We start from the raw sequence: 23,303 nt of genomic DNA, 5'->3' as shown, positions 1-23,303 counted from the left end.
TCAGGCTGGGTTATCGATATCAACAAACACCGTATCGACATCCAGCCGCTCAGCCATCTCTTCTGCCATGGCCTTGACCCCGTAACGCTCTGTTGCGTGGTGGCCTGCCGCATAGAAATGCACACCCCACTCCCTGGCAGAATGCACTGTCTGCTCTGATACCTCACCGGTAATAAATGCATCGACACCGGCAGCGATCGCCTGCTCGATATAGGATTGGCCACCACCAGTACACCAGCCAACACGCTTGATCGGTCGTGGAGCAGAGATATGTAACGGCTTGCGACCAAGCTTCGTCTCTATGCTGGCGGCCAGTTCTTCGCCAGTACAAACCTGTGCCAGAGAACCCTGCAATGCAATTGCTGGGCTGCCCGTACCAGCCACCCCCCCCTCAACAGCCAAACCCAATAACTGCGCCAGTTGTGCGTTATTGCCCAATACCGGGTGAGAATCCAGGGGCAAATGATAACCAAGTAGGCTGATATCATTGGCCAATAACACCTTTAAGCGATTTTTCTTCAATCCTGTGATGCAGGGGTTTTCACCCTTCCAGAAATACCCATGATGGACCACGATAGCTTGAGCACCGAGTTCGACAGCACGATTAATCAGCGCCTGACTGGCGGTCACACCAAACACAATCCGATTAATGCTATTGGCACCCTCAACCTGCAAACCGTTAGGGGCATAATCACTAAACTGTTGCGGCTGTAGCACCTCGTCGCAAAATGCCAACAACTCACTCAACTCAATAGCCATACTTTTCTCACTCTTTTTAGACTGCCCCAATGGTAAATTAAAAGCGGACTATTTCAACCGCCAACGAAGACAGCAGATACTGAAAACTATATGATAATCAGTATATTTTGCCCTTTAAGCCCCAGAGAAGCACATGAAATCTGTCCTCAAACTATTCGGCTGGCCAACAATCTGCGGCTTTTTACTGGCCGCCGTCATCATTCTGGCGTTCCCTCGGTACTTCTCTTCCTCGACCCAGCCTCAAGTTGATAGCAGCCGGCAGGACCAGCAACCACTCTCATACGCCGACGCTGTTTCTATCGCCGCTCCTTCCGTCGTCAGCATCTACACCGCCAAACAGAGCCCTCAGCAACAACACCCTCTGATGCAAGACCCTTTTTTCAAACACTATTTTGATAACAGCGACACACCTAGACAGCAACGTATTGAGCGCAGCCTCGGCTCGGGTGTCATTATTGACGCCAAGGGCTACATTCTGACCAATCACCACGTCGTCGACAGTGCCGATCAAATATTAGTGTCGCTGCTGGATGGACGCGAGTCCCTGGCCGTTGTCGTTGGCAGCGACCCAGAAACCGATCTTGCGGTACTCAAAATAGAACTCCCTGAACTCACACCCATTGTGTTTGGACAGCCTGAGCAAGCCCGTGTAGGCGATGTTGTATTGGCCCTCGGCAACCCCTTTGGTTTTGGACACACTGTGACCCAGGGTATTATCAGCGCTACTGGACGCTATGGCCTGGCACTCAACACCTATGAGAATTACATCCAAACTGATGCCGACATCAACCCAGGCAACTCAGGCGGCGCATTAATCGACGTCTATGGTCGACTGATTGGCATTAACTCGGCCATTTGGTCTAAAACCGGAGGCTCCCAGGGCATTGGCCTGGCTATTCCAGCGGATATTGCCAGCAATATTCTCAATCAAATCATTCAACATGGCCAAGTCGTCAGAGGCTGGCTAGGCATCGAAGTACAGGAAATTAGCAGCGCCAGCAACCGCAACCCCAGCGGGCTGGTCATCAGCGCGATTTACCGTAACAGCCCGGCGGCAAGAGCCGGCTTGATGGCCAATGACAATATACTCAAAATTGATAATAAACCGTTGATCAACGGCAGAATGGGAATGACGCAAGTTGCCTCGTTACAACCAGGCCAAGTTATTGAAATCGAAGTTTCAAGAGATAACCAGCCGCTTCAGCTTCGACTCACCGTGGGTAAACGGCCAGCCGAAGAGCAATAGCTACTGCAGCTTTATACGGTATTCAGCTGAGCGGGCATGAGCCGTCAGTGATTCGCCGCGGGCCAATACCGAAGCGGTCTTACCCAGCTCAGACGCGCCCTGCGCAGAGCACATAATCAACGAACTCCGCTTCTGAAAATCATATACACCCAGTGGCGATGAGAAGCGCGCGGTACCCGAGGTTGGCAGAACGTGGTTGGGGCCTGCACAGTAATCACCAAGCGCCTCGGCAGTATAGCGCCCCATAAAAATTGCACCGGCATGGCGTATCTCTGCCAGCATCGCCTCAGGGTCTTCCACCGATAACTCGAGGTGCTCTGGCGCAATAATATTGGTGATCTCAGTCGCCGCCTGCATCGATGGCACCAAAATCAGTGCGCTGCGGTCCTCGATTGCCGCTCGAATAATGTCACTGCGCTCCATAGTCGGGAGTAATTTATCCATACTCTGCTGGACCGCATCGAGGAACTCCACACTATCACTGAGCAATATTGCCTGGGCATCTTCATCATGCTCAGCCTGAGAGAACAGGTCCATTGCAATCCAATCTGGATCCGTTTTACCGTCGCAGACAACCAGAATCTCAGAGGGTCCAGCAATCATATCGAGTCCGACCTGACCAAACACTTGACGCTTAGCAGTCGCCACATAAATATTGCCAGGCCCTACAATCTTATCCACCTTGGGCACGGTTTCGGTACCATAAGCCAACGCTGCGATGGCCTGTGCACCACCGATGGTAAATACCGTATCGACACCTGCAATCGCCGCCGCAGCTAATACCATATCGTTTAGCTCACCGTCTGGCGAGGGCACGACCATGATAATTTCTTGCACGCCGGCGACCTTCGCCGGTATGGCATTCATCAACACTGACGAGGGGTAAGAAGCCTTGCCCCCAGGCACATAGAGACCAACACGATCCAGAGGCGATATTTTTTGGCCCAATACGGTGCCATCGGCCTCGGTATACTGCCAGGAATCCTGCTGTTGATGCTGGTGATAACTGCGCACTCGCTCTGCGGCCTTTTCTAATGCCTGACGCTTATCGGCATCGATATTCGCCAATGCCTGAGCGATACGTTCGGCAGAAACCGCCAGTTCGGAAAAGCTATCGACCGAGTAGCGATCGAAGGTCGCAGTAAGCTCAACCAACGCCTGATCACCTTGGCGGCGAACCCGTTCGATAATATCGACAACAGCGCCATGGACAGCATGGTCTGAGACCGACTCCCAAGCCAGCAACTGCTCTAGCTGCTGAGAGAAGTCTGTATCACTACTGTTTAAACGTTTTATATCGAGGTTATTCATTTTCATTACCAACAAGGGTGCCGACACTGGACAGTGCCGGCAACTAACAGATTCAAGCCATCGTTATGCTGTTATCGCTTTGCTACAACAGCGGCAGAGATTTTTTCAACCACTTGCTCAATGCGATGATGCTTCATTTTCAACGCAGCCTTGTTGACGACCAGGCGGCTGCTGACATCGGCAATAAGATCGAGCGGTTCCATACCGTTGGCGCGCAAAGTATTGCCAGTATCGACAATATCCACAATCAAATCGGCCAACCCCATGATAGGTGCCAGTTCCATTGCGCCATAAAGCTTAATAACTTCAGCCTGCAAGCCCTGTTCGGCGCAATACTGCTTGGCGATATTGGTAAATTTAGAGGCCACCTTAATGCGGCCCTTGGGTAATTCTGCACCGGTAATACCGGCCGTCATTAGCTGGCACTTAGAAATTTCCAAATCGAGCATCTCGTAGAGACCGGCACCACCGACCTCCAATAACATGTCCTTGCCCGACACCCCCATATCCGCAACACCATGTTTCACATAGGTCGGCACATCCGAACCGCGGATGACCAGTAACTGCACGGATGGGTCGGTGGTTTCAAAAATAAGCTTACGGCTTTTCGAGATATCTTCGATCGGCTCAATGCCTGCCGCGGCCAATAATGGCAGGGTCTCTTTCAGGATACGCCCTTTGGTTAAGGCGATAATTAAAGGCTGAGTCATACTTAATCCACCAAACGCTTTATCGTTGCACCGAGCAACTGAAGCTTTTCTTCAATACATTCATAACCACGATCGATGTGATAGATTCGATCGACAACCGTATCACCCTCGGCAATCAGGCCTGCAATCACTAAGCTGGCAGAGGCTCGCAAGTCAGAGGCCATGACCGGCGCCCCTTGTAAGCCTTCCACACCATGAATAATCGCAGTATTGCCTTCGAGATGTATGTTGGCGCCCATACGATTGAGCTCGTGGGCATGGATCAGACGGTTTTCAAAGACAGTTTCACTCACCGTTGCAGTGCCTTGGGCAATACTGTTCAGCACCGTGAACTGCGCCTGCATATCGGTAGGAAAACCTGGATATGGGACCGTTTTTAAGTTGACGGCCTTCGGTCGACGCCCTTCCATATCAAGCTCAAGATAGCCATCGCCGACAGTAACCTTGGCGCCAGCTTCTTCCAGTTTGGCCAACACCACTTCCATGGTATCGCTTCTCGCTTCCATCAACTTTACTCGACCACCCGTGGCGGCGGCGGCCACCAGGTAGGTGCCCGTCTCGATACGGTCGGCCATCACGCGATATTCACAGTGCTTGAGCTTCTCAACACCGTTTATCGTTATGGTGTTGGTACCGTGACCACTGATATCAGCACCCATGGCAATCAAAAAATCTGCCAGGTCGACAATTTCTGGTTCTTGCGCTGCATTTTCCAGAATGGTAGTACCATCAGCTAAGGCCGCGGCCATCAGCAGGTTTTCCGTGCCGCCGACAGTGACCACATCCATAAAGATATGGGCACCCTTCAAACGGCCATCTGAGACAGCATGAATATAGCCGCCCTCGACATTAATCTTCGCCCCCATTGCCTCAAGACCGCGCAGGTGAATATCCACCGGACGACTACCGATAGCGCAACCACCGGGGAACGAGACCTTGGCTTCACCATAATGAGCCAGCAGCGGCCCCAAGACCAAGATCGAGGCACGCATTGTTTTCACTAACTCGTAGGGCGCGGTGACACTGCTCAAGGTTGAGGTATTGACTTCAACACTGAGCTTTTCATCAATGGTCAACTCCACCCCTAGGCAGCGAAGTAATTCGTTCATCGTGGTGATGTCATGCAGGTGAGGTAGGTTGTGAATCACCACCGACTCATCACACAATAGTGTTGCCGCCAAAATAGGAAGCGCAGCGTTTTTTGCGCCAGAAATGCGGATCTGCCCATCTAAACGGGTGCCGCCAGTAATCATTAACTTATCCATTGAGCCTCTAACGTATTTTTGAGTTCAGGAATTGATATAAAGGTACAGCAATTAAGCTTTTGCAGCCCACTGCTCCGGCGTGAACGCCTTGATAAAGTCAACCGCATGAATAGCGCCTGAGGCAATATGCTCATTGATCGCGCCATAAACAAGCTGCTGCTTCTTAACGCGGCTGACACCTTCGAAAATATCACCAACAATTGTAATATCGATATGGCTGCCGTTGACATTGACTGTTGCCTGAGTGCCTGCGAGCTGCTGCTCTAATAGTTGCTGTATCTCTTGAGCCTGCATGGATATACCTAAAAAAGATTTAATACGGAATAATTGTGCCGCATTCTAGACAATTTACCCCCACATTGCGAGCTGAGGAAGCTGAAATCCTGCGCCACCAGTCAAACTTAAGCCCCCTGCACAACCAAGACCTACATGCTATGAGCCATCGACCTGCTGCGGCGTCACAGACCAATTATCAATGACGGCATCAATATCGCCATTGTAGGTTCTTACTGCGCTGGCAAACTGCTGTTGATAGACACTGCCTAGGTTAATAGATTCGATGACCACATTGCGTAATTTCCAATCGCCTTTCTTGCTCGGCCGCATCTTATACTGAACGCGGTAAGGCGTCGGTGTATCATTGTGGATAAGCTGAACTACATCGACAGACTGCCTATCCAGCACCTGTTGATGCTGTTCGGAAGTCAATGCTAAGACCTCTATTTTATTACCACCAAACCCCAGCAAACCCTTGGCATAGGTATGAATTAAGCCATCTTTAAACTTATGGTTAAAGCGTCTGACTCGGTCGACAAATTGCTTTTTCTCTGCTTTGGTAGCCAAACTTCGGTAGGCCGCTGAGCTGCCATACTTACCCATTACATTGCGAGAGAAACTGGTGAAATCGACCACAGGGTCCAATATTCTTTCGATTGAATTATAGAAACGCTCGGGGTCCTGCTCGAAATACTGCTGGGCCAGCGTAATCTCACCAATCACCTCTTCACTTACCTGCGCGATCACTTTTTCAGGCCCCGGCGTCTCAGCCCCTTGGGCAGCAACCGTCACAGAGCCCATAACCAGTAAAACAGCCAGCCAGCGATACAGGTTTAACAACATCGAACACCTTCCAACACAGTAATTTTATTCACCTCAGTATACCCCCTCTTTAAACAACCCACACCCCCCGTATTAACGGTTGATAAAGAACATGTTTAACCACAAAAAATAACCACTAAAAACTTGTTCTGTACTCAGCTATCGGCTTTGATTAACATGCTCAAACTATTCGCCCTACTCTAAGGTCTAACCTATGACGACCCAGCCTCTTTTTATTCAGTCTGCGCTACGCACTATCGACCTCGAGCAACAGGCGATCAACGACCTTAAAAGCAGCCTCGATGAAAATTTCGACAAAGCCTGCCACTTCATGCTGCAGGCCAAAGGCCGTATTGTAGTGACCGGCATGGGTAAATCGGGGCATATTGGCAATAAGATTGCAGCCACCCTAGCCAGCACAGGCAGCCCGGCCTTTTTCGTCCACCCAGGAGAGGCCAGCCATGGCGACTTGGGTATGATTACCAAGGATGACGTGGTACTAGCGCTGTCCAACTCCGGTAATACCGCCGAAATTGTCACCATCGTACCGCTGATCAAGCGTATGGGCGCACCACTGATTACCATTACCGGCAACCCGCAGTCACCGCTGTCGCAGGCCAGCGATGCCAACCTCAACGTCAGTATCGACAAAGAGGCCTGTCCACTGAATTTAGCTCCAACATCAAGCACTACCGCGGCACTGGTCATGGGAGACGCACTGGCTATTGCACTGCTCGAGGAGAAAGGCTTTACCGCCGACGACTTCGCTTTCTCTCACCCCGGTGGCACTCTGGGTAGACGCCTGCTGCTGAAAGTGTCTGACGCCATGGTCTATGGTGATGAAATCCCCCGCGTTTCAACCAATACCACGCTGAGTAAGGCGCTGGTTGAGATCAGCGAGAAACGCCTCGGCATGACCACTGTTGTCGACGAACAACAAAAAGTCGTTGGGGTCTTCACGGATGGTGATTTACGACGCAGCCTCGACAGCGAAATCGACATTCACCGAGCCACTATTGGCGAATTGATGAACCCAGGTTGCCAGACTGTCAGCCCCGACATGTTGGCGGCCAGTGCCTTGAAAATCATGGAGGACAACCAAATCACCTCTGTTGTTGTTGTCGACCAAGACGATAACCTAGCCGGTGTCGTCCATCTGCATGCACTATTACGAGCCGGTCTGGTATAATTTTGACACTATTAACACGTTACGGATGCTAGCCGGTGAGCAAACGATCGAGACAGGTACAACAATGGCTGGCCGCAGCCGCCACCGTCATTGGTGTCACTGCTGTTGCCTACTTCACCTCGCCGGATAACAATACCGGCGACCTGCTAGTGGCCGCCGTGATTAAAGCACCAGCATGGTATATCACCGAAGCCGATCACCGCAGTTTCGATGTCGACGGCAAGCTGGATACCCACTCGATTGCTGACAAAGCGATTCACTTCGATCACAGCGACACCTCTTTTGTGACTAACCCGGTCATCAAGAGTTACGAGGCCAGTGTGACAAAACAGATAGCCTCGGCAAAAAATGCTACGGTAAACCCTGATAAAACCGTACTATTAACCAACAATGTAGTGATTACCACCGGTAATACCGCTGCCGACAGTACCGTGCTGAACACTGAAATATTATTAATTAACACCGTACTCAATACCGCCGATACCAAAGAAGCGGTGACGATTACCCAGGCATCAGGCGTCACCAAGGCGACGGGGATGCACGCTGACTTCAACAAAGAATTTATTTCTCTACTCTCTGGAGTTCACTCTGTTTATGAGCCATAGCCCCCTAACAGCGATTGCGATTCTCTGCTCCTTGCTGACGGTCCAGCTGGCCCAGGCGCTGCCTACTGACCGCGAACAACCTATTCATATTCGCTCTGATCGCGCCGAGCGTGACGATAAGAATGCGATTACCACCTATATCGGTAATGTCGAACTCGACCAAGGCACGCTTCATATTGAAGCCGACAAAATTATCATCAACCAGGTCAACGGCGAATTATCCAAAATTCAGGCGCTGGGCAAACCGGCAAAATTGCAACAGCGCCCCGAAGAAAACAAGGCGATAGTCTATGCCCGCGGCGAAATCATCGACTATTATGCCGCCAAAGAGCTACTCGTTCTGACCCGCCAGGCCAGTATCGAACAGGATGGCACCCAGGTCGATAGCGAACAGATTGAATACCTCATGGCGGAAGAAATCGTCAAAGCCAAGGGCAACAAAGACCAACAAGAGGGCGATGGCCGCGTTCACGTAGTCCTCCCCCCCAGTAAAAAGAAGGCACCCGCCGCAGAGGTCACCCCGCCATCAGATAGAATACCGGACGAGGCCATACCCACCAGCGAGCCCGCGCCAGAGGCGCCAACTGACACTGACAGCACCGATAAAAGTGAGCAACCTTAGATGGCGACCCTGAAAGCCAACAATTTAGCCAAGGCCTATAAAAAACGTAAAATCATTCAAGATGTTTCATTGTCGATAGACAGCGGGCAAGTTGTCGGCCTACTCGGCCCCAACGGCGCCGGTAAGACCACTTGCTTTTACATGGTCGTCGGGATTGTGCCCCAGGATGCCGGCCAGGTGTGGATCAACGACACCAATATTTCCGCAGAACCTATGCACGGCCGGGCCAAACACGGGATTGGCTACCTGCCACAGGAAGCGTCAATTTTTCGCAAATTATCGGTGGAAAACAACCTGCTTGCGATACTCGAAACACGCCAGGATTTAAACAAGAAACAGCGTCATGCAAAAATGGAAGAGCTGCTACAAGAATTCCATATCACCCATATTCGTAAAAGCCTCGGCATGTCTCTCTCGGGAGGTGAAAGGCGCCGGGTAGAAATAGCGAGAGCGCTGGCCACAGAGCCTGAATTTATCCTGCTCGATGAGCCCTTTGCTGGCGTCGACCCCATCTCGGTTAACGAGATCAAAGGGATTGTTAATCACCTGAAGTCCAAAGGCATCGGGGTACTCATTACCGATCACAATGTCAGAGAGACCCTCGACATCTGTGACAAGGCCTATATCGTCAGCGAAGGCTATATTATTGCCGAGGGCACCGCAGAGACTATTTTGAGTAATCATCAGGTCCGCAAAGTCTATCTGGGTGAGCAATTCAAGCTCTAAACACAAAGGCTATTTTAAAGCTGGTCTAATGTTTGCTTGTCGTCGCGACTACCGATAAACTGACGCTGTATAAATTTGATAATAACTACTGCTTTTACAGAGTTACTGATGATTATAATGCCGGCCTTACTAGATTGCCGGCGGATATCCGGCTATTCAGAGAGCTCTTATTATTGCTATAACCGAAAATAGCAAACAGAGACTGATACGCGGTTCGCTTGGGAGAATCTGTCGCTGTGAAACAATCGCTGCAACTGAAAATGGGTCAGCAATTAACGATGACCCCGCAACTGCAACAGGCTATTCGCCTACTCCAGTTGTCAACGCTCGATTTACAACAAGAGATCCAGCAGGCTCTCGATTCCAACCCCATGCTCGAAGTCACCGAAGAGGAACATAACGCCTCACCGGAAAATAATTTAGAAGCCCTCAACCATACGACTGAGGGACCCGCCCAAATAGAAACAGCCAGCCCCGAAACGCCCGCCGATGCCGCTCAGTCTGATATCGATTGGTCAAACCCTGACAACATCCCCAAAGAGCTTCCCGTTGATACACAGTGGGATGATGTTTACCAGAACACCGGTGGTAGCGCAGGACCTGGCGGCGAAGACTTTGATATCGACAGCCGGAACAGTCAGGCCGAGGGCCTGCACGAGCATCTGTTATGGCAACTAAACCTCACTCCCATGTCCGACACCGATAGGGTGATTGGTCTCGCGGTTATCGATGCCATAGAGCCCTCTGGTTTTATGTCACTGAGTGCCGAGGAAATCCATCAAGGTTTTGAGGATGATCATCAGCTAGACATTGAACTCGACGAGGTAATGGCCGTACTGCATCGTATTCAGCAGTTTGACCCACCCGGTGTTGGCAGCCAAGATTTAAGAGAATGCCTGCTAATTCAGCTCAACCAATTACCCGAGTCCACCCCTTGGCTCAGTGACACCAAAAAAGTTGTCGAGCACTATTTACCGCTACTGGGCAACAAAGATTTTAATCAGCTAATGCGTAGAGCTCGCATCAAAGAGGCGCCACTGAAGGCCGTTATCAGCCTGATTCAAAGCCTTAACCCCCGTCCTGGTGATGACTTAGAGGCCAACAGCGCCGAATATATTGTCCCCGACGTCTACGTCCGCAAGGTCGATGAACACTGGCGAGTGGAGCTAAACCCCGATATCGCCCCCCGCATACGCATTAACAACGATTACGCCTCGCTAATCAAGCGGGCCGACAATAGCTCTGACAATACCTTTTTAAAAGACAATTTGCAGGAAGCACGCTGGTTCCTGAAAAGCTTGCAGAGTCGGAATGAAACACTGATGAAAGTTGCCAGCAAAATTGTCGAAATGCAGCAGGGTTTTCTCGACTACGGTGATGAGGCGATGAAGCCAATGGTCCTGCTCGACATCGCCGACGCCGTTGAAATGCATGAGTCTACGATCTCCAGGGTGACAACGCAGAAATACATGCACACCCCCCGGGGCATCTTCGAGCTGAAATACTTTTTTTCCAGCCACGTCAGCACCGAAAGTGGCGGCGAATGCTCATCGACGGCAATCCGCGCCATTATCAAAAAATTGGTGGCCGCCGAAAATCCTCGCAAGCCGCTCAGCGACAATGCAATGACCAAGCTGCTGGCAGAGCAAGGGATTAAGGTCGCCCGGCGGACAATCGCTAAGTACAGAGAATCCATGATGATTCCTCCCTCAAACGAACGCAAACAACTGGTCTAGACTATAGATAAGCCCGTCAAATATTGGGCGACAACCAAGATGCGGTATTCACACAGACAACAGGGCAATTACAGCCTGTAGCGACAGAGGATAAACATATGCAAATCCATATCAGCGGTCACCACGTCGATGTTACTGAAGCTTTACACGAATATGTCACCAATAAGTTTGGCCGTCTCAGTAGACACTCTGATAGTATTACCAACTCACATGTTACACTGACTGTTGAAAAAACCAGACACCGGGCCGATGCCACGATACACGTGACCGGCGCCGACATTGCCGCATCCTCGGAAGCGGCTGATATGTATGCCGCAATCGACTTGCTAACTGACAAGCTAGACCGTCAATTGCTGAAATACAAAGAAAAGCAAACCGCCAGTAATCATGGCTCCAGATAGCAAGACTTATTAAATTATCATGCAACTGCAAAATATTCTCACACTAGAACGCACCGTCTCAGGTGCGTCAGCCTCCTCCAAAAAACGCGTGCTAGAAATCATTGCAGAACATATCTGCAAGGATGTCAGCGCCTTTGATAACGAGGAGCTGTTTCAGCGTTTTAATGCAAGAGAAAAGCTCGGCAGCACCGGCATTGGCAAAGGCATTGCCATCCCCCACTGCAGAGTGCCCAACTGCCTGGGGATTACCGGCGCCTTATTCACCCTCGACAAACCCGTTGCGTTTGATGCCATCGATGATCAGCCTGTTGATATCTTGTTCGTGCTGATGGTTCCTGAGGAAGCCTGCGATGATCACCTTCAGGCCCTGTCAATGATGGCGGAATTGTTTAGCGCTGAAGATTATTGCCAAAGTCTGAGGGCAACCAACAGCAACCAAGAACTTTTTGATGCCGCCTTGCAGCCCATTGCAACAGGCTAACTGGATTACAAGATAGGGAAGCTATGAAACTAGTCGTCATCAGCGGACGCTCCGGCTCCGGCAAGAGTACAGCGCTTAATGTGTTAGAAGATGTCGGCTTTTACTGTATCGACAACCTACCCGCCTATCTATTGCCCGCCTTGATCAGTGAGGCGAGAGCCAACTCGTCCCCCGAACAAGAGATGCTTGCCGTCTGCATCGATGCCCGCAATAGCTCTCGTACGCTCTCTGAGTTTCCCACCCTTATTTCATCACTGCCGGAAGAAGTCGAGACCTCGGTTATCTATCTCGACGCCGACAACAACTCTCTAATTAAGCGTTTCAGTGAAACTCGTCGTAAGCACCCGTTGAGCAATCGCCACACCGCATTGCAGGAGGCAATTGAAGACGAGCGTGTGATTCTCGAGCCGATTGCTAATATCGCCGATTTAACCATCGACACCACCAAACTTAGCTATCACGAGTTACGTGATTTTATTCGCATTGAGGTCGCCGACCAAAACAGCGGCCAGATGACGCTGCAATTCCAGTCATTCGGCTTTAAAAAGGGCAGCCCCAACCATGCTGATATGGTGTTCGACCTGCGCTGCCTACCCAATCCACACTGGGTGCCATCACTTCGCAGCCAAACCGGCCTTGACGATGGGGTAAAGAACTTTTTATCAGAACAGGATGAGGTGAAAGAGATGTTTGACGATATCAAACAATACCTTGAACGCTGGGTGCCTCGATTCTCCGCCAATAATCGCTCTTATACTACTGTCGCCGTTGGCTGCACCGGCGGACAGCACCGCAGCGTCTTTATGGCGGAAAAACTTTATCAACATTTCAGCGCCCTTTATGACAATGTACAGGTACGCCACCGAGAACTCGATAATAAATAAAGCGACAGCATACTCATGGTTGAGCAACAGATAGAAATCATCAATAAACTCGGCGTCCATGCCAGGGCCGCAGCCAAGCTAGTAACAGTTGCCAGCGCCTTTGCCAGCCAAATCGCCATTATTCGCGATGAGAAAAGCGTCGACAGCAAAAGCATCATGTCGGTAATGATGCTGGCCGCCTCGAAGGGTAGCTGGATAACCATCCGCTGTGAGGGCAGCGATGAAACCGCCGCCATGGAAGCTGTCTGCCAACTGATCAATAACCGCTTTGACGAAGATGAATAGATGCAAATAAGTAACATTACACCACGTTGAATAATACCGATAATGCGTTGTTGTCTTATACTTTTTCTAGCATAATCGCCCCCATTCACCCCACACCATTATCAGAAGGTCACGCCTAGCGCTCAACCACTATCTTCAACAGAGTAATTTTTATGCCCCAAGCTACCGACCAAGCCCAAACTCAGCACCATCTTCGCGCTCTCAATGACGCCGTCGATAGCGGAGCCCTCCAAAGCATAAGGCATATGTTGAAGAGTCTGACCGATGCAGACATCGCTCACCTGATAGAGTCATCCCCACCTAAACAGCGCTCCGTGCTGTGGCGCTTACTCGACAACCGCCGAGAGGGCAGCGTATTACAAGAGCTGGGCGAGGAGCTTCAGGCCAATTTTTTAAAGAACAAAGACACCGATGAACTCATTGCCCTGACCGACGGGCTCGAACCCGATGATGCCGCTGACATATTGCAGCAATTGCCCGATCGCGTCATCCGTGAAGTGTTGCTGGCGATGGATGCCCAAGATCGTCAACGGGTAGAGAAGATTCTGCCCTACCACGAGGATACTGCGGGCGGCTTGATGAATACCGATAACATCACCACGCGGCCAGACCTCAGTCTGGATGTGGTGCTGCGCTATCTGCGTCGTCACGACGAATTACCCGATATTATCGACACTATTTTTGTCGTCAATCGCAAGGATAAATTTCTCGGTTTGCTACCTATCAGCAAACTACTGTCCAGCGATCCCAGTATGACCGTGCGGGAAGTCATGACCACTGACATCGAACCTATTCTGGCACACACCTCCGATACCGATGTTGCCAGCCTCTTCGAACGAAACGATTGGGTGTCATCGCCGGTGGTCAATGATGAAGGCCAGCTACTTGGCCGTATTACTATCGATGATGTGGTCGATGTCATCCGTGAGGATGCCGATCACTCACTACTGAGCATGGCCGGCCTCGATGAGGAAGCTGACACCTTCGCCACCGTCAGGGCCACGGCCCCTAGGCGAGCACTTTGGCTCGGGGTTAACCTCTTAGCCGCATTATTCTCGGCCAATGTCATCGGCCTGTTTGAAGCCACTATTGAAAAAGTTGTTGCCCTGGCAGTGCTTATGCCGATCGTCGCTAGCATGGGTGGCGTTGCCGGCAACCAGACCCTCACTATTATTATTCGCGGTATGGCTCTTGGCCAAATAGGTAATAGCAATACCTCATGGCTATTCACCCGAGAACTTGGCGTCGCGGTGATCAATGGTTTAATTTGGGCCTGCTGTGCGGCAATCATCGCTGTTTTATGGTTTAACGATACGACTATCGGTATGATAATCGCCGGAGCCATGGTGATTAACTTAATGATTGCCGCCGCTGCCGGTGTATTAATCCCGGTTGCCTTGAAAGCCATGAAGATAGATCCTGCACTCGCTGGCAGCATGGCGCTGACAACAATTACCGATGCCGTTGGCTTTTTTACCTTCCTCGGCCTGGCCACATTATTTTTATAGAAGCTATCACGGCGAATTAGCTGACTAAACTGCATTAACAATACTGTCGGTTATTAATCAGCCGGCGGCGAAAGTGAGAGACATCATGAGCAACGAACAAGAGTTTGAATACGACGGCCCGTCAAAAAGCCAAGTGAAGCGTGAAATGCACGAACTGCAGCAGATTGGCAAGACTTTGGTAGAGCTGTCCAAGGCCGATCGCGATCGTATTCCTCTCGGCGAAAAATTGATTGATGCTATTGATATTGCCCACCGCATCAAAAGTCGCGAGGCGCTTAGACGCCAGATTCAATATATCGGCAAGGTGATGCGTACCATCGATATGGAACCCATTGTGGATGCCCTAGCAAAAATCGAACGCGGCAACCTAGAGCTCAGCCACCGTTTCCATAAGCTCGAGGCGCTTCGCGATAGAATCGTCGCCGAAGGCAACCCTGTCATCGAAGAGGTGGTGAGCACCTACCCGACGGCAGACCGTCAGCAGCTGCGCCAACTGACACGTCAGATCAACAAAGAAAAAGAAAATAACAAGCCATCGGGCGCGTCAAAAAAGCTGTTTCAATATCTGCGCGAACTAGAAAGCGAGCGCTAGCCGATGGTTTGATTCATCGACAATGACGGCTGAGGGCTGCGCGGTTTACCGACAACCTTCGCCGGCACGCCGGCCACGGTGGTGTGTTCTGGCACATTCTCAAGAACCACACTGCCGGCGGCAATTTTCGCCCCGTTACCCACCTCAATACCGCCTAAGACCTTGGCCCCGGCACTGATCAACACCCCATCGCCAATCTTCGGGTGCCGACTACCGCCCGAGCAACCAGAGCCTCCCAGCGTCACAGAGTGCAGCATCGATACATCTTTACCAACAACCGCTGTCTCCCCGATGACCAAGCCCGTGGCATGATCGAGCATCAACCCGCCCCCTATCTTTGCGCCCGGGTGTATATCAACATCGAAGACAGTGGCAATGCAATTTTGGAAGTACAGCGCCAGAGACACCCGCCGCTGACGCCACAGCCAGTTAGCCACACGGTAGGCCTGTACCGCTTGGAAACCCTTAAAATACAACAGCGGCATCGAATACTCGGTACAGGCTGCATCACGCTCAGGGTATGAGGTTAAATCTGCGCTGACCGCCGCCATGATCTCGGGGTCTTCCCTGAAAGCCTGCAAACAGACATCGCGAATCAACATCGCCGATACCGTTTCGCTCTCGAGCCGAATCGCCAACTGATAGGATAGAGCGCAGGTTAAATCCCGATGATTTAACACCGCAGCGTGATAAAAACTGGCTAAAACAGGCTCATTTTTACTGTGAACCTCCACCTCATCAAATATTGTTTGCCAAAGATTATTCACTGTTGAACCAGCCCTGCTGTTGCTAATCGTTGCTGTAATTGTGCCATTGTTTGCACCACCTCACTAGCCTTAACACTCAACTCTCCAGTACCAACCTCATCGTAGCCAATGACCTGCATACCCGCTGCCAAAGCCGCTTCGACACCGGGAAGCGAGTCCTCGACAACCAGACAGCGCTCGGCATCAACCTGCATCTGTGCCGCCGCAAAAAGAAATAAATCTGGCGCAGGCTTGCCATTCGCAACCTGCTCAGCACTGTATACTCGCTGATCAAAATATCCTGCCAACGATGTTTTTTCCAGCGTCACCGCCAACTTGTCAAAGTAGCCACTGGAGGCGACGCAGCAGGGGATACGCAGTGATTGCAGTAATGCCTCCACGCCTGTAATTGCCGTTAACTCTTCACTAAAACAGGCAAAGGTTTGCCGCTGCAAATCAGAGAAAAAAGTATCGGGCAGTGTGATCGACAACTGTTTCTCAATCAACACCCCACAACGAGCCAAGCTCAACCCCTTAAAGGCTTGCTGGCATTGCAGCAACGTCATCGGCCAGCCCAGGGCCGTTACATGCTCGGCCATAACCCTGGCGGCTATTCCCTCGCTGTCGACAAGAACACCATCGCAGTCAAAAATGATTAATGCTACTCGATTAAAATCTACCATGGCGTGTTCAGTCTCTTGCTATCACAGTGAGATATAACGCTGATATAAAGCCTCAATATCACTCAGGCATAGCGCGGATAACGCGATATCATGTTTGCTCAAAAGCTCTGTCAACAACACCGGCGTCAACCGCTGCTGGCAAATCTCAGCCACTGGCCTATAGCTCAAGTGCCAGGGCTCTGGGGCAACCCCACCACGATCAATATCATAGGGACGATAAAAGTCGGTAAACTTACCCTCACGCCACTGTTTATCAAGCCAAACAGTCAATGCACTAAACACACCGGTTGACTGGTATTCCTCTGGCACCAGCTGCAGCTGATAGTCGTCATCGACCGCGGCAGCATCATAGACATCGAAGTCACTGCCCCAGTGGTGACGGGATGCACCGGGCAGGGCCGACCAGCGCATAATAACAGCCAACAACTCACGACTGCTCATCGCCTCAAAGGGAATAACATCACCCTCTATATTGCGCAGAACAGACTTGCCAGTCGCCTTATTATTCCAGATTTTCTGCTGGCGAAAGAAATCTCTATGACCGCTGGCAATCGTCAAAGCAATACCATCCGCCGCCGCCGCCTGGCGAAGGCGATAAAACGCAGCCAAGGTTTTACCTTCTAACCGCTGCAAAGAGTCATTGCCATCGACGGCCAGCACGTGAGCGTCATCGACACCTAAGATTTGAGCATTACTTAACACTTTGAATTCTCTTCGTTAATATATTTAAATATTATACTGCGAGACCACTATTAACACCTTATTTTCTCAGCAGGATAGACTATGCTATAGACATCACTAGCGATAGCTCAATGCGCTAACGCATAATCGAACGCGATCACCACCAGATACGGATATCTGGAATGAGCAGCCACAGGGATGAACATGGACAACAACCAGCCACTAGAAGACATGAAGAACCTCGGTAATACCACCATTAACTGGCTCAACGCTATTGGCATTCGAGATAGACAACAGCTTGAATCTATCGGCGCAGAACCCGCCTATATCAAAATCAAAGAGCGGGGCTTTGCCGTATCGAAGGTTGTCCTTTATGCCCTTTATGGTGCACTTAATGACATCAACTGGAAGCAGCTCGACAGCCAAACGAAAACAGATTTAATCGCCCGAGTGGAAGCGCTCATCACCGAACCGGTTAATTGACTACAGACTGACGAATAAGGATCATTGGCAATGGACAATAAAACTAATAAAAATCACTCATTGACTCAGCAAATCACCCAGCTGAGCCAGACGATAAGTGAAAAGCTAACCCCTATAACTCAGGCTGATAAACACAAACTCGGCGAGGGCAACACCTTGTCGCTCATCAGCAAGGGGCGAGTAGAGCAACTGACCGCCGACGGTAAAACCCGTGTTTACAGCACCGGCATGCTTATCCCCTCACGGACGCTCGCCTTGGGCAACAGTGATAGTTTTTATGCCGTCAATGCCGAATTCAGCCACTATTCATCTGAGCAATTGAGTGAAAACGTCGAGCTGAGTCAGCTGTGGACATCACTGCTTTTTCTCTACACCTATATGGCGGGTAACAACCCCAACAGTGGGAACAGGCCAGAGTTAGACTTTATCCACTTCGCCGCCGGGGACGTGATTATTCAGCAGGGGGACAGGGCGAAACATGTTTATTCATTGATTACCGGTCATGCTGAGGTTTGTCAAAACGACAAGAAGATTGGCGATGTTCATGAGGATGAAATTTTTGGTGCCATGGCCGCGTTTAACAACAGTATTCGCAACGCCACGGTGACAGCAAAAACCGCCTGTACCGTGGTCGCTACTCGGCAGGATCAGTTTATATCGCTGATGCAATCACACCCAAAGATTTGTCAAAACCTGATCGACACCATGAGTCGTCAAATCAACGACCTCAATCAACAGCTGTCGAGTGGGTCTGAAGACGCTTAAGGGCGTCGATACCATATTTCACCACGTGTTTGAGCGCTGCCTCGCTTTGCTTTCTACCGTTCATACCACAGTCCGAGGCTGTTTGTGACCAACTATTTTGCTTCAACACCTTACTAACTAATAATGTCATCTGCCTGTCATCGAGTGGTATTGCGTTAGTAAACAAAGCAACCGCAAACCGTTTAAAATCCTGCACAAAAAAATCGTAACTCAGCCCGCCATTGAGGTAGAGTGATAGACGATCGAGACACTGCGCGTCTATCACCAATGGAGTCTGTTCTCTAAAGGCCAGAGACACCAAATCCCCCGCCAATGTTCGCAACTGCTCCACCAACCAAACCGGCAATGCGTGAATAAATTGTTGTCGGCAACTGTTGGCCAGAGCATCGCCCTCTGCCGTTAAGGGCTTGATGACGATAGCCGCATGCTCACCACTGGCGGCATCACGGCTGAAGCCAAACTTGATCGGTTGATAACCCTGCCCTTGCCAAAATCTTAACAGTAGTGCATCGGCACCAAAGCTGGACGATAAATAATCTACCCCTGTCGCACGATAGCGCTGTTCAATTTGAGATAATAAATGACCGCCAATCCCTCGGCCTTGAGCATTGTGGTGTACCGCTATTCTCATCACTCTGCGCCCGTGTAACAGCCCTGCCTCTCGACGCCCATAGGTGGTAATTAATTGCTGAGCAACCAGCTGCCCCTTCGGCCGGCGAGTACCCACTGCGATCAAGTCGACCAGCGGCTGAGGGATGCCCCCCTCTCTGACAATAATGGCAGCGGCAAGCAAGACATCATCTTTTGCCAATGCAACACACTCAATAGCAGTACTATCCAGCAGCATTCTTAAGTCATCGGGCGTAGTCTGATAGTGAGCGCTTACAAGCAAGCCAAAAAACTGGCCGAGTAATGCCTCATCAGAGGCTAAATCGGCAGCCGAAGGAGTGACCAGTTTCAGGCTGAGAACATCAAGCTCATCCGGCTTCACAATATCCGCAGGCTCAGCATCGAGCAACAATAAGCGATTCGTCAACGCCTCCAGCGGGTCGCCATCAAGCCAGCGCACCGGCAGGGTTAGCTGCAAATGCCGCCACTGCTTGAATGACGCAGCCAGTAGTTTGAAAAAACGAATACCAAAACCTCGGCCACTGCCCTCATAACCATGGACTGTTGAGGCCAAAATGACCCGTTTGAATTTCTTTACTAACACCATGAGCTGAGGCACAGGTATCGCTGCCGCCTCGTCGACCAACAAGATATCGACACCCTCCGGCACCTCATCACTGATCAACTTATCAACAGGCAAAAATCGAACATTGGGTAAAAACTCATCTAACAGCACCCTATACACTTCAACAAGAGACGACTTTGATGCAGCACAGAGTACCGCTTGGGCACCTGGCTTGGCGCTTAAATAACAATTCAGTGACTCACCCAGGCAATGACTCTTACCCCGCCCTCGATCTGCGGTTAAGACTAATGGCCGATGGGCACGACCATTGAGTTGAGACACCATCGCATCAATAACCGCTCGCTGATCCTCACGATAGTCATCTCTGGCCAACAATGGTTCATCACTATTTTGACTGGCAGCTAGCTGCGCCAAAACTCGACGATCGAAAAGGCTTTGATACTGCCCCTCTTCTGTATGTATGGCGAAACGCTGTTGCTCTCCCAATGAATTCGGTTTGGATAGTTCGTTGGCAAGTATAATAAGAAAGATACCGGACTGGTTTATCAAGCCGCTGGCAATACCAAAGGCCGAAGCCGAGAAGCCTTGCACGCGGGTGTCAAAGATAACACTGTCAAAATCTCGGCCGAGTAAAGAAGTTATCTTGCTATAGCCACAGCACTGAGACGTAGCCATGTCGTGCTCATCATGGCATATCAGCACGTAAGGGGCGGGAAGCTCTGCCACAATAGCGTCACCATGACGCAACCACTGCTCTTCGGTGACAAGAAATAACTGCCGCCGACCTGTGGTTCGAGCGACTCTAACAGCGTCCGCTAGAGTCGCTAACAACAATTGGGGGTCCCGCTGAACACTGCTCATTGAATTGCCTCTAGGTATCAGGCATAAAAAAGCCCACTAAGTAGCAGGCATTTATAACAAAAAAACGACGCTTTATAAATCGGCCAACGCCTGTTTAGCCTCCTGTTTGCCTGTAAAATCCTGTTCCTCTACCGCAAGTGCAGACTGTAGAAGCTGCTTGGCCTCCTCATTCATGCCAGAGGCCTTGTATGCCATACCTAAATGATAGTCGAACTCCGCACCCTCGCCGCCACGCTTAATAGCAAGCTTTAGAAAGGATACTGCCTGAGTATAGTTACCCAAACGATATTGTAACCAACCGAATGTGTCCAAAAAAGCAGGGACATTACTGTCCTCAAAGCCGACCAGCAGTTCACGGGCCTCTCTTAAGTCCTCATCTGCGCCAAAGTAATCCAACAGTAGAACGGCATAGTTATTTTTGGCAACGGCACTGTTGGGAGCACTCTGCAATAAAGACTTATACATGATGCGCGATTCATCATAGCGCTGCTGAAAACGGAAGAGCTCAGCCAGCGCCAACTCACCTTTTTCAGGCTCATTTGTCTCAGAGATGACATCTCGGTAAATTTCCTCAGCTTGCTGGTAGTTTTTGTTAGACATATAAAGTGCAGCGAGCTTGATATATGAGGATGACGCAACAGAGTTAAGCTCAATCGACTTTTGATAATCAGCAATAGCGCCCTCCCGGTCACCTTGAACTTGTTTAACAAACCCAAGTGATTCATATCCGTGAAAGGCTGTCGGGTTATCCTTGATAAACATCATCACAAATTGTTTAGCATCTTCACTCCTTTCCTGAGAGACAAGTAACTGGACATAGGTGGTCAGAGGTTCAATGATATTTGGATTGGCTGTAATGGAGTCGACCAAAAGAGGCTCGGCCTCAGCCAACTTATTCTCACGAAGCAGTATCCTGGCCTTAACGTAACGGGTGAAGGCACGCAGCTGCTCCTGTCCTTCGAGGGGTTCTAACAGCTCTTTGGCCTCATCCCAGCGCTGTTGTGCGGAGTAGATATCTGCTAAAGATCTAATGGTATTAACGTTACCCGGTTGCAGCTCCAGCGCTCGTTTGAACTGCTGTTCAGCCAGTTCTTGCTCTCCTGATGCAGCCAGGGAAACACCCAGTTTATTCAGTGCGTCGATGTTATTAGGCTGCAATGATAACACCTTTCTAAAGCTATCAATTGACAACAAACTATCTCCACGAACCTCGTATATATTACCGATAAGGAGAAGCGCAGAGACAGAGTCAGGCTTGCTATTTAACAAAATTCGAAGTGCCGATATAGCGCCATCATAGTCTTGCTTACCCACGAGAATCTTAGCCCTAAGGTATAAGGCATCAACGTGGTTTGGATCAATATCGAGCGTTTCATCAAGGTACTTATCAGTTGAGACAATATCTCCCTTGCCGTAATAAATGCCTGCTATTTGAACTCGAGCAGATAGTGCCGAGGCACCGACGGGGTTGTAATCAATAGCCTCATTTAAACTGCTCATACCCAAGTCATATTGGTCACTGCCAAAATATAGCTTGGCCAAACTACCCCGGTACAAAAAACTCTCTGGAGAAGCTGCAATCAACTCTTTGAGATATTGTATAGCCGGTTCAACCCCCTGACTAATCGATATCGCATCAGTTTTCCAAACCTTGAACTTCTCATTATCTGGGTTGGCAGCAATACCAGAATCAAGAATTTCAATCACCTTTTGATAATCTTTATCATCGACAGAAAGGTAGGTTTTAAACAGCTGCTCATAGTATGAAACATTCTGTGGTGCTAAGGCTATTAGCTTACTATAACCCGACCTAACACCTTCAACATCTCCGGCCTCGGAGTGAAGCGCAATAAGCAAACGGTACAAGATCTGGTTATCCGGAGAGGCATCGAGCCCCTGTCTTACGATGGCTAAACCCTTTTCAGTATCACCCTTATGATATTGGACAAAAATATTAACGCCGAATATATCAGAAGGATCCCGCTTTAAAGCCTTCTCAGCCAACGCTTTGGCCGCATCGATATCACCTTCGAACATCTTAATCATGCCTAAAGATGAGTATGACGCTGCTCTATCAGGGTCGTTAAGTATCATTTTGTCGACATAGAGCTGGGCATCTTCCACATTTTTCATCGACAAATATATCTGTGCAAGCTTCTCATTCGCAGCGTAATTATTGGGCTCTTTTTCAATAATAAACAACAGTGTCGAGAATACCGTCCTCCATTCTTTTTCATTCTCAGCAACTTCAACCAACAATAAACGGCCTTCAATATTATTCGCATTAATTTGTAGTACATTTTTAATATCTACTTCAGCCTTTTGATAGTTTCCGGCCTCGATATGCTCTCTAGCCTTTTCTAGGTAAGACTCTTCTCGATTTTCACTGCCACACCCAGAGAGAAGAAAAACACTGGCCATGCATATTGCAAAGGCAGCCTCTTTCAATATATTTTTATTATTCATTACTC

Annotated in this window: 26 protein-coding genes; 14 read left to right on the top strand and 12 right to left on the bottom strand. The window is 49.9% G+C overall.

Going from position 1 to position 23,303, the window contains the following annotated elements:
* Window positions 1-759, bottom strand: a complete 759-nt coding sequence (locus tag L9P87_RS17335; RefSeq protein ID WP_237446025.1) for a Nif3-like dinuclear metal center hexameric protein — start codon at window positions 757-759, stop codon at window positions 1-3.
* Window positions 760-892: 133 nt separating this feature from the next.
* Here L9P87_RS17335 and L9P87_RS17330 point away from each other — a divergent pair, with 133 nt between their 5' ends.
* The gene (locus tag L9P87_RS17330; protein WP_237446024.1) at window positions 893-2,005 is read left to right on the top strand and encodes a S1C family serine protease; all 1,113 of its coding nucleotides are present in this window, start codon (window positions 893-895) and stop codon (window positions 2,003-2,005) included.
* Here L9P87_RS17330 and hisD read toward each other — a convergent pair whose 3' ends face one another.
* The 5 genes from hisD to L9P87_RS17305 all read right to left on the bottom strand — a co-directional run bounded on the left by hisD (window position 2,006) and on the right by L9P87_RS17305 (window position 6,410).
* A complete protein-coding gene (gene hisD / locus L9P87_RS17325) occupies window positions 2,006-3,316 on the bottom strand; it encodes a histidinol dehydrogenase (protein WP_237446023.1) in 1,311 nt (436 codons plus the stop codon).
* Between the two features lie 71 nt (window positions 3,317-3,387).
* Complete coding sequence (gene hisG, locus L9P87_RS17320; RefSeq protein ID WP_237446022.1) at window positions 3,388-4,026, bottom strand: ATP phosphoribosyltransferase; 639 nt, start codon at window positions 4,024-4,026, stop codon at window positions 3,388-3,390.
* 2 nt (window positions 4,027-4,028) lie between these two features.
* Window positions 4,029-5,291: a UDP-N-acetylglucosamine 1-carboxyvinyltransferase gene (gene murA, locus L9P87_RS17315; protein ID WP_237446021.1), complete on the bottom strand. Its 1,263-nt coding sequence runs from the start codon at window positions 5,289-5,291 to the stop codon at window positions 4,029-4,031.
* Between the two features lie 51 nt (window positions 5,292-5,342).
* Window positions 5,343-5,585 (bottom strand): BolA family protein, encoded by a 243-nt coding sequence (locus tag L9P87_RS17310; RefSeq protein WP_237446020.1) that lies wholly within the window; start codon window positions 5,583-5,585, stop codon window positions 5,343-5,345.
* A gap of 138 nt (window positions 5,586-5,723) precedes the next feature.
* Window positions 5,724-6,410 carry an MlaC/ttg2D family ABC transporter substrate-binding protein gene (locus L9P87_RS17305; protein ID WP_237446019.1) on the bottom strand — a complete coding sequence of 229 codons (687 nt, stop codon included), beginning with the start codon at window positions 6,408-6,410 and terminating at the stop codon, window positions 5,724-5,726.
* A 193-nt stretch (window positions 6,411-6,603) separates the two neighbouring features.
* On the opposite strand from L9P87_RS17305, the gene L9P87_RS17300 reads away from it, so the two are divergent.
* From L9P87_RS17300 to L9P87_RS17260, 9 genes are all read left to right on the top strand, one after another.
* Window positions 6,604-7,578, top strand: a complete 975-nt coding sequence (locus L9P87_RS17300; protein WP_237446018.1) for a KpsF/GutQ family sugar-phosphate isomerase — start codon at window positions 6,604-6,606, stop codon at window positions 7,576-7,578.
* Window positions 7,579-7,613: 35 nt separating this feature from the next.
* On the top strand, window positions 7,614-8,183 hold the full coding sequence (lptC, locus tag L9P87_RS17295) for an LPS export ABC transporter periplasmic protein LptC (protein WP_237446017.1): 570 nt from the start codon (window positions 7,614-7,616) through the stop codon (window positions 8,181-8,183).
* Window positions 8,173-8,805, top strand: coding sequence for a lipopolysaccharide transport periplasmic protein LptA (gene lptA, locus L9P87_RS17290; protein WP_237446016.1), 633 nt, complete (start codon window positions 8,173-8,175; stop codon window positions 8,803-8,805). The genes lptC and lptA overlap by 11 nt, the downstream gene beginning before the upstream one ends.
* Window positions 8,806-9,531 (top strand): LPS export ABC transporter ATP-binding protein, encoded by a 726-nt coding sequence (gene lptB, locus L9P87_RS17285; protein WP_237446015.1) that lies wholly within the window; start codon window positions 8,806-8,808, stop codon window positions 9,529-9,531.
* Window positions 9,532-9,767: 236 nt separating this feature from the next.
* Window positions 9,768-11,267, top strand: coding sequence for an RNA polymerase factor sigma-54 (locus L9P87_RS17280; protein WP_237446014.1), 1,500 nt, complete (start codon window positions 9,768-9,770; stop codon window positions 11,265-11,267).
* A gap of 98 nt (window positions 11,268-11,365) precedes the next feature.
* Window positions 11,366-11,668 (top strand): ribosome hibernation-promoting factor, HPF/YfiA family, encoded by a 303-nt coding sequence (hpf, locus tag L9P87_RS17275; protein WP_237446013.1) that lies wholly within the window; start codon window positions 11,366-11,368, stop codon window positions 11,666-11,668.
* A gap of 19 nt (window positions 11,669-11,687) precedes the next feature.
* The gene (gene ptsN / locus L9P87_RS17270) at window positions 11,688-12,149 is read left to right on the top strand and encodes a PTS IIA-like nitrogen regulatory protein PtsN (protein WP_237446012.1); all 462 of its coding nucleotides are present in this window, start codon (window positions 11,688-11,690) and stop codon (window positions 12,147-12,149) included.
* Between the two features lie 23 nt (window positions 12,150-12,172).
* On the top strand, window positions 12,173-13,033 hold the full coding sequence (gene rapZ / locus L9P87_RS17265) for an RNase adapter RapZ (RefSeq protein ID WP_237446011.1): 861 nt from the start codon (window positions 12,173-12,175) through the stop codon (window positions 13,031-13,033).
* A 15-nt stretch (window positions 13,034-13,048) separates the two neighbouring features.
* Entirely contained in the window at window positions 13,049-13,318 is a 270-nt protein-coding gene (locus L9P87_RS17260) for an HPr family phosphocarrier protein (RefSeq protein ID WP_237446010.1), read from the top strand.
* Between the two features lie 122 nt (window positions 13,319-13,440).
* Here the strand turns inward: L9P87_RS17260 and L9P87_RS17940 are convergent, their stop codons facing one another.
* The gene (locus L9P87_RS17940) at window positions 13,441-13,563 is read right to left on the bottom strand and encodes a hypothetical protein (protein ID WP_435531801.1); all 123 of its coding nucleotides are present in this window, start codon (window positions 13,561-13,563) and stop codon (window positions 13,441-13,443) included.
* Here L9P87_RS17940 and mgtE point away from each other — a divergent pair, their 5' ends adjacent.
* Together mgtE and yjgA are read left to right on the top strand one after the other, a co-directional pair.
* Window positions 13,564-14,826 (top strand): magnesium transporter, encoded by a 1,263-nt coding sequence (mgtE, locus tag L9P87_RS17255; RefSeq protein WP_435531800.1) that lies wholly within the window; start codon window positions 13,564-13,566, stop codon window positions 14,824-14,826.
* An 85-nt stretch (window positions 14,827-14,911) separates the two neighbouring features.
* Window positions 14,912-15,418, top strand: a complete 507-nt coding sequence (gene yjgA, locus L9P87_RS17250; RefSeq protein ID WP_237446008.1) for a ribosome biogenesis factor YjgA — start codon at window positions 14,912-14,914, stop codon at window positions 15,416-15,418.
* Here yjgA and cysE read toward each other — a convergent pair.
* From cysE to L9P87_RS17235, 3 genes are read right to left on the bottom strand one after another with little or no spacing between them, the layout of a single operon-like run.
* Window positions 15,415-16,185 (bottom strand): serine O-acetyltransferase, encoded by a 771-nt coding sequence (cysE, locus tag L9P87_RS17245; RefSeq protein ID WP_237446007.1) that lies wholly within the window; start codon window positions 16,183-16,185, stop codon window positions 15,415-15,417. The two genes, yjgA and cysE, sit on opposite strands and share 4 nt — an antisense overlap.
* Window positions 16,182-16,847, bottom strand: coding sequence for an HAD family hydrolase (locus L9P87_RS17240; protein ID WP_237446006.1), 666 nt, complete (start codon window positions 16,845-16,847; stop codon window positions 16,182-16,184). Before L9P87_RS17240 ends, cysE begins: the two co-directional genes overlap by 4 nt.
* A gap of 21 nt (window positions 16,848-16,868) precedes the next feature.
* On the bottom strand, window positions 16,869-17,549 hold the full coding sequence (locus L9P87_RS17235) for a M15 family metallopeptidase (protein ID WP_237446005.1): 681 nt from the start codon (window positions 17,547-17,549) through the stop codon (window positions 16,869-16,871).
* 183 nt (window positions 17,550-17,732) lie between these two features.
* Here L9P87_RS17235 and L9P87_RS17230 point away from each other — a divergent pair, with 183 nt between their 5' ends.
* Window positions 17,733-18,011, top strand: a complete 279-nt coding sequence (locus L9P87_RS17230) for a TfoX/Sxy family protein (RefSeq protein WP_237446004.1) — start codon at window positions 17,733-17,735, stop codon at window positions 18,009-18,011.
* Between the two features lie 30 nt (window positions 18,012-18,041).
* Entirely contained in the window at window positions 18,042-18,776 is a 735-nt protein-coding gene (locus L9P87_RS17225; protein WP_237446003.1) for a Crp/Fnr family transcriptional regulator, read from the top strand.
* Here L9P87_RS17225 and L9P87_RS17220 read toward each other — a convergent pair.
* Window positions 18,739-20,832 (bottom strand): tRNA(Met) cytidine acetyltransferase TmcA domain-containing protein, encoded by a 2,094-nt coding sequence (locus tag L9P87_RS17220; protein ID WP_237446002.1) that lies wholly within the window; start codon window positions 20,830-20,832, stop codon window positions 18,739-18,741. The two genes, L9P87_RS17225 and L9P87_RS17220, sit on opposite strands and share 38 nt — an antisense overlap.
* Window positions 20,833-20,904: 72 nt before the next feature.
* Window positions 20,905-23,298, bottom strand: coding sequence for a tetratricopeptide repeat protein (locus L9P87_RS17215; RefSeq protein ID WP_237446001.1), 2,394 nt, complete (start codon window positions 23,296-23,298; stop codon window positions 20,905-20,907).
* Between the last annotated feature and the right edge of the window lie 5 nt (window positions 23,299-23,303).

Source organism: Sinobacterium norvegicum, assembly GCF_923077115.1.
Lineage (GTDB): Bacteria > Pseudomonadota > Gammaproteobacteria > Pseudomonadales > Sinobacteriaceae > Sinobacterium > Sinobacterium norvegicum.
This window is presented reverse-complemented; position numbering and strand designations above follow the sequence as displayed.

What these genes read in the sequence shown, in the direction of transcription:
- L9P87_RS17335 (WP_237446025.1), bottom strand. Translation starts at nt 759, where the DNA reads ATGGCTATTGAGTTGAGTGAGTTGTTGGCATTTTGCGACGAGGTGCTA.
- L9P87_RS17330 (WP_237446024.1), top strand. Translation starts at nt 893, where the DNA reads ATGAAATCTGTCCTCAAACTATTCGGCTGGCCAACAATCTGCGGCTTT.
- hisD (WP_237446023.1), bottom strand. Translation starts at nt 3,316, where the DNA reads ATGAATAACCTCGATATAAAACGTTTAAACAGTAGTGATACAGACTTC.
- hisG (WP_237446022.1), bottom strand. Translation starts at nt 4,026, where the DNA reads ATGACTCAGCCTTTAATTATCGCCTTAACCAAAGGGCGTATCCTGAAA.
- murA (WP_237446021.1), bottom strand. Translation starts at nt 5,291, where the DNA reads ATGGATAAGTTAATGATTACTGGCGGCACCCGTTTAGATGGGCAGATC.
- L9P87_RS17310 (WP_237446020.1), bottom strand. Translation starts at nt 5,585, where the DNA reads ATGCAGGCTCAAGAGATACAGCAACTATTAGAGCAGCAGCTCGCAGGC.
- L9P87_RS17305 (WP_237446019.1), bottom strand. Translation starts at nt 6,410, where the DNA reads ATGTTGTTAAACCTGTATCGCTGGCTGGCTGTTTTACTGGTTATGGGC.
- L9P87_RS17300 (WP_237446018.1), top strand. Translation starts at nt 6,604, where the DNA reads ATGACGACCCAGCCTCTTTTTATTCAGTCTGCGCTACGCACTATCGAC.
- lptA (WP_237446016.1), top strand. Translation starts at nt 8,173, where the DNA reads ATGAGCCATAGCCCCCTAACAGCGATTGCGATTCTCTGCTCCTTGCTG.
- lptB (WP_237446015.1), top strand. Translation starts at nt 8,806, where the DNA reads ATGGCGACCCTGAAAGCCAACAATTTAGCCAAGGCCTATAAAAAACGT.
- hpf (WP_237446013.1), top strand. Translation starts at nt 11,366, where the DNA reads ATGCAAATCCATATCAGCGGTCACCACGTCGATGTTACTGAAGCTTTA.
- ptsN (WP_237446012.1), top strand. Translation starts at nt 11,688, where the DNA reads ATGCAACTGCAAAATATTCTCACACTAGAACGCACCGTCTCAGGTGCG.
- rapZ (WP_237446011.1), top strand. Translation starts at nt 12,173, where the DNA reads ATGAAACTAGTCGTCATCAGCGGACGCTCCGGCTCCGGCAAGAGTACA.
- L9P87_RS17260 (WP_237446010.1), top strand. Translation starts at nt 13,049, where the DNA reads ATGGTTGAGCAACAGATAGAAATCATCAATAAACTCGGCGTCCATGCC.
- L9P87_RS17940 (WP_435531801.1), bottom strand. Translation starts at nt 13,563, where the DNA reads ATGCCTTATGCTTTGGAGGGCTCCGCTATCGACGGCGTCATTGAGAGC.
- mgtE (WP_435531800.1), top strand. Translation starts at nt 13,564, where the DNA reads ATGTTGAAGAGTCTGACCGATGCAGACATCGCTCACCTGATAGAGTCA.
- yjgA (WP_237446008.1), top strand. Translation starts at nt 14,912, where the DNA reads ATGAGCAACGAACAAGAGTTTGAATACGACGGCCCGTCAAAAAGCCAA.
- L9P87_RS17240 (WP_237446006.1), bottom strand. Translation starts at nt 16,847, where the DNA reads ATGGTAGATTTTAATCGAGTAGCATTAATCATTTTTGACTGCGATGGT.
- L9P87_RS17230 (WP_237446004.1), top strand. Translation starts at nt 17,733, where the DNA reads ATGGACAACAACCAGCCACTAGAAGACATGAAGAACCTCGGTAATACC.
- L9P87_RS17225 (WP_237446003.1), top strand. Translation starts at nt 18,042, where the DNA reads ATGGACAATAAAACTAATAAAAATCACTCATTGACTCAGCAAATCACC.
- L9P87_RS17220 (WP_237446002.1), bottom strand. Translation starts at nt 20,832, where the DNA reads ATGAGCAGTGTTCAGCGGGACCCCCAATTGTTGTTAGCGACTCTAGCG.
- L9P87_RS17215 (WP_237446001.1), bottom strand. Translation starts at nt 23,298, where the DNA reads ATGAATAATAAAAATATATTGAAAGAGGCTGCCTTTGCAATATGCATG.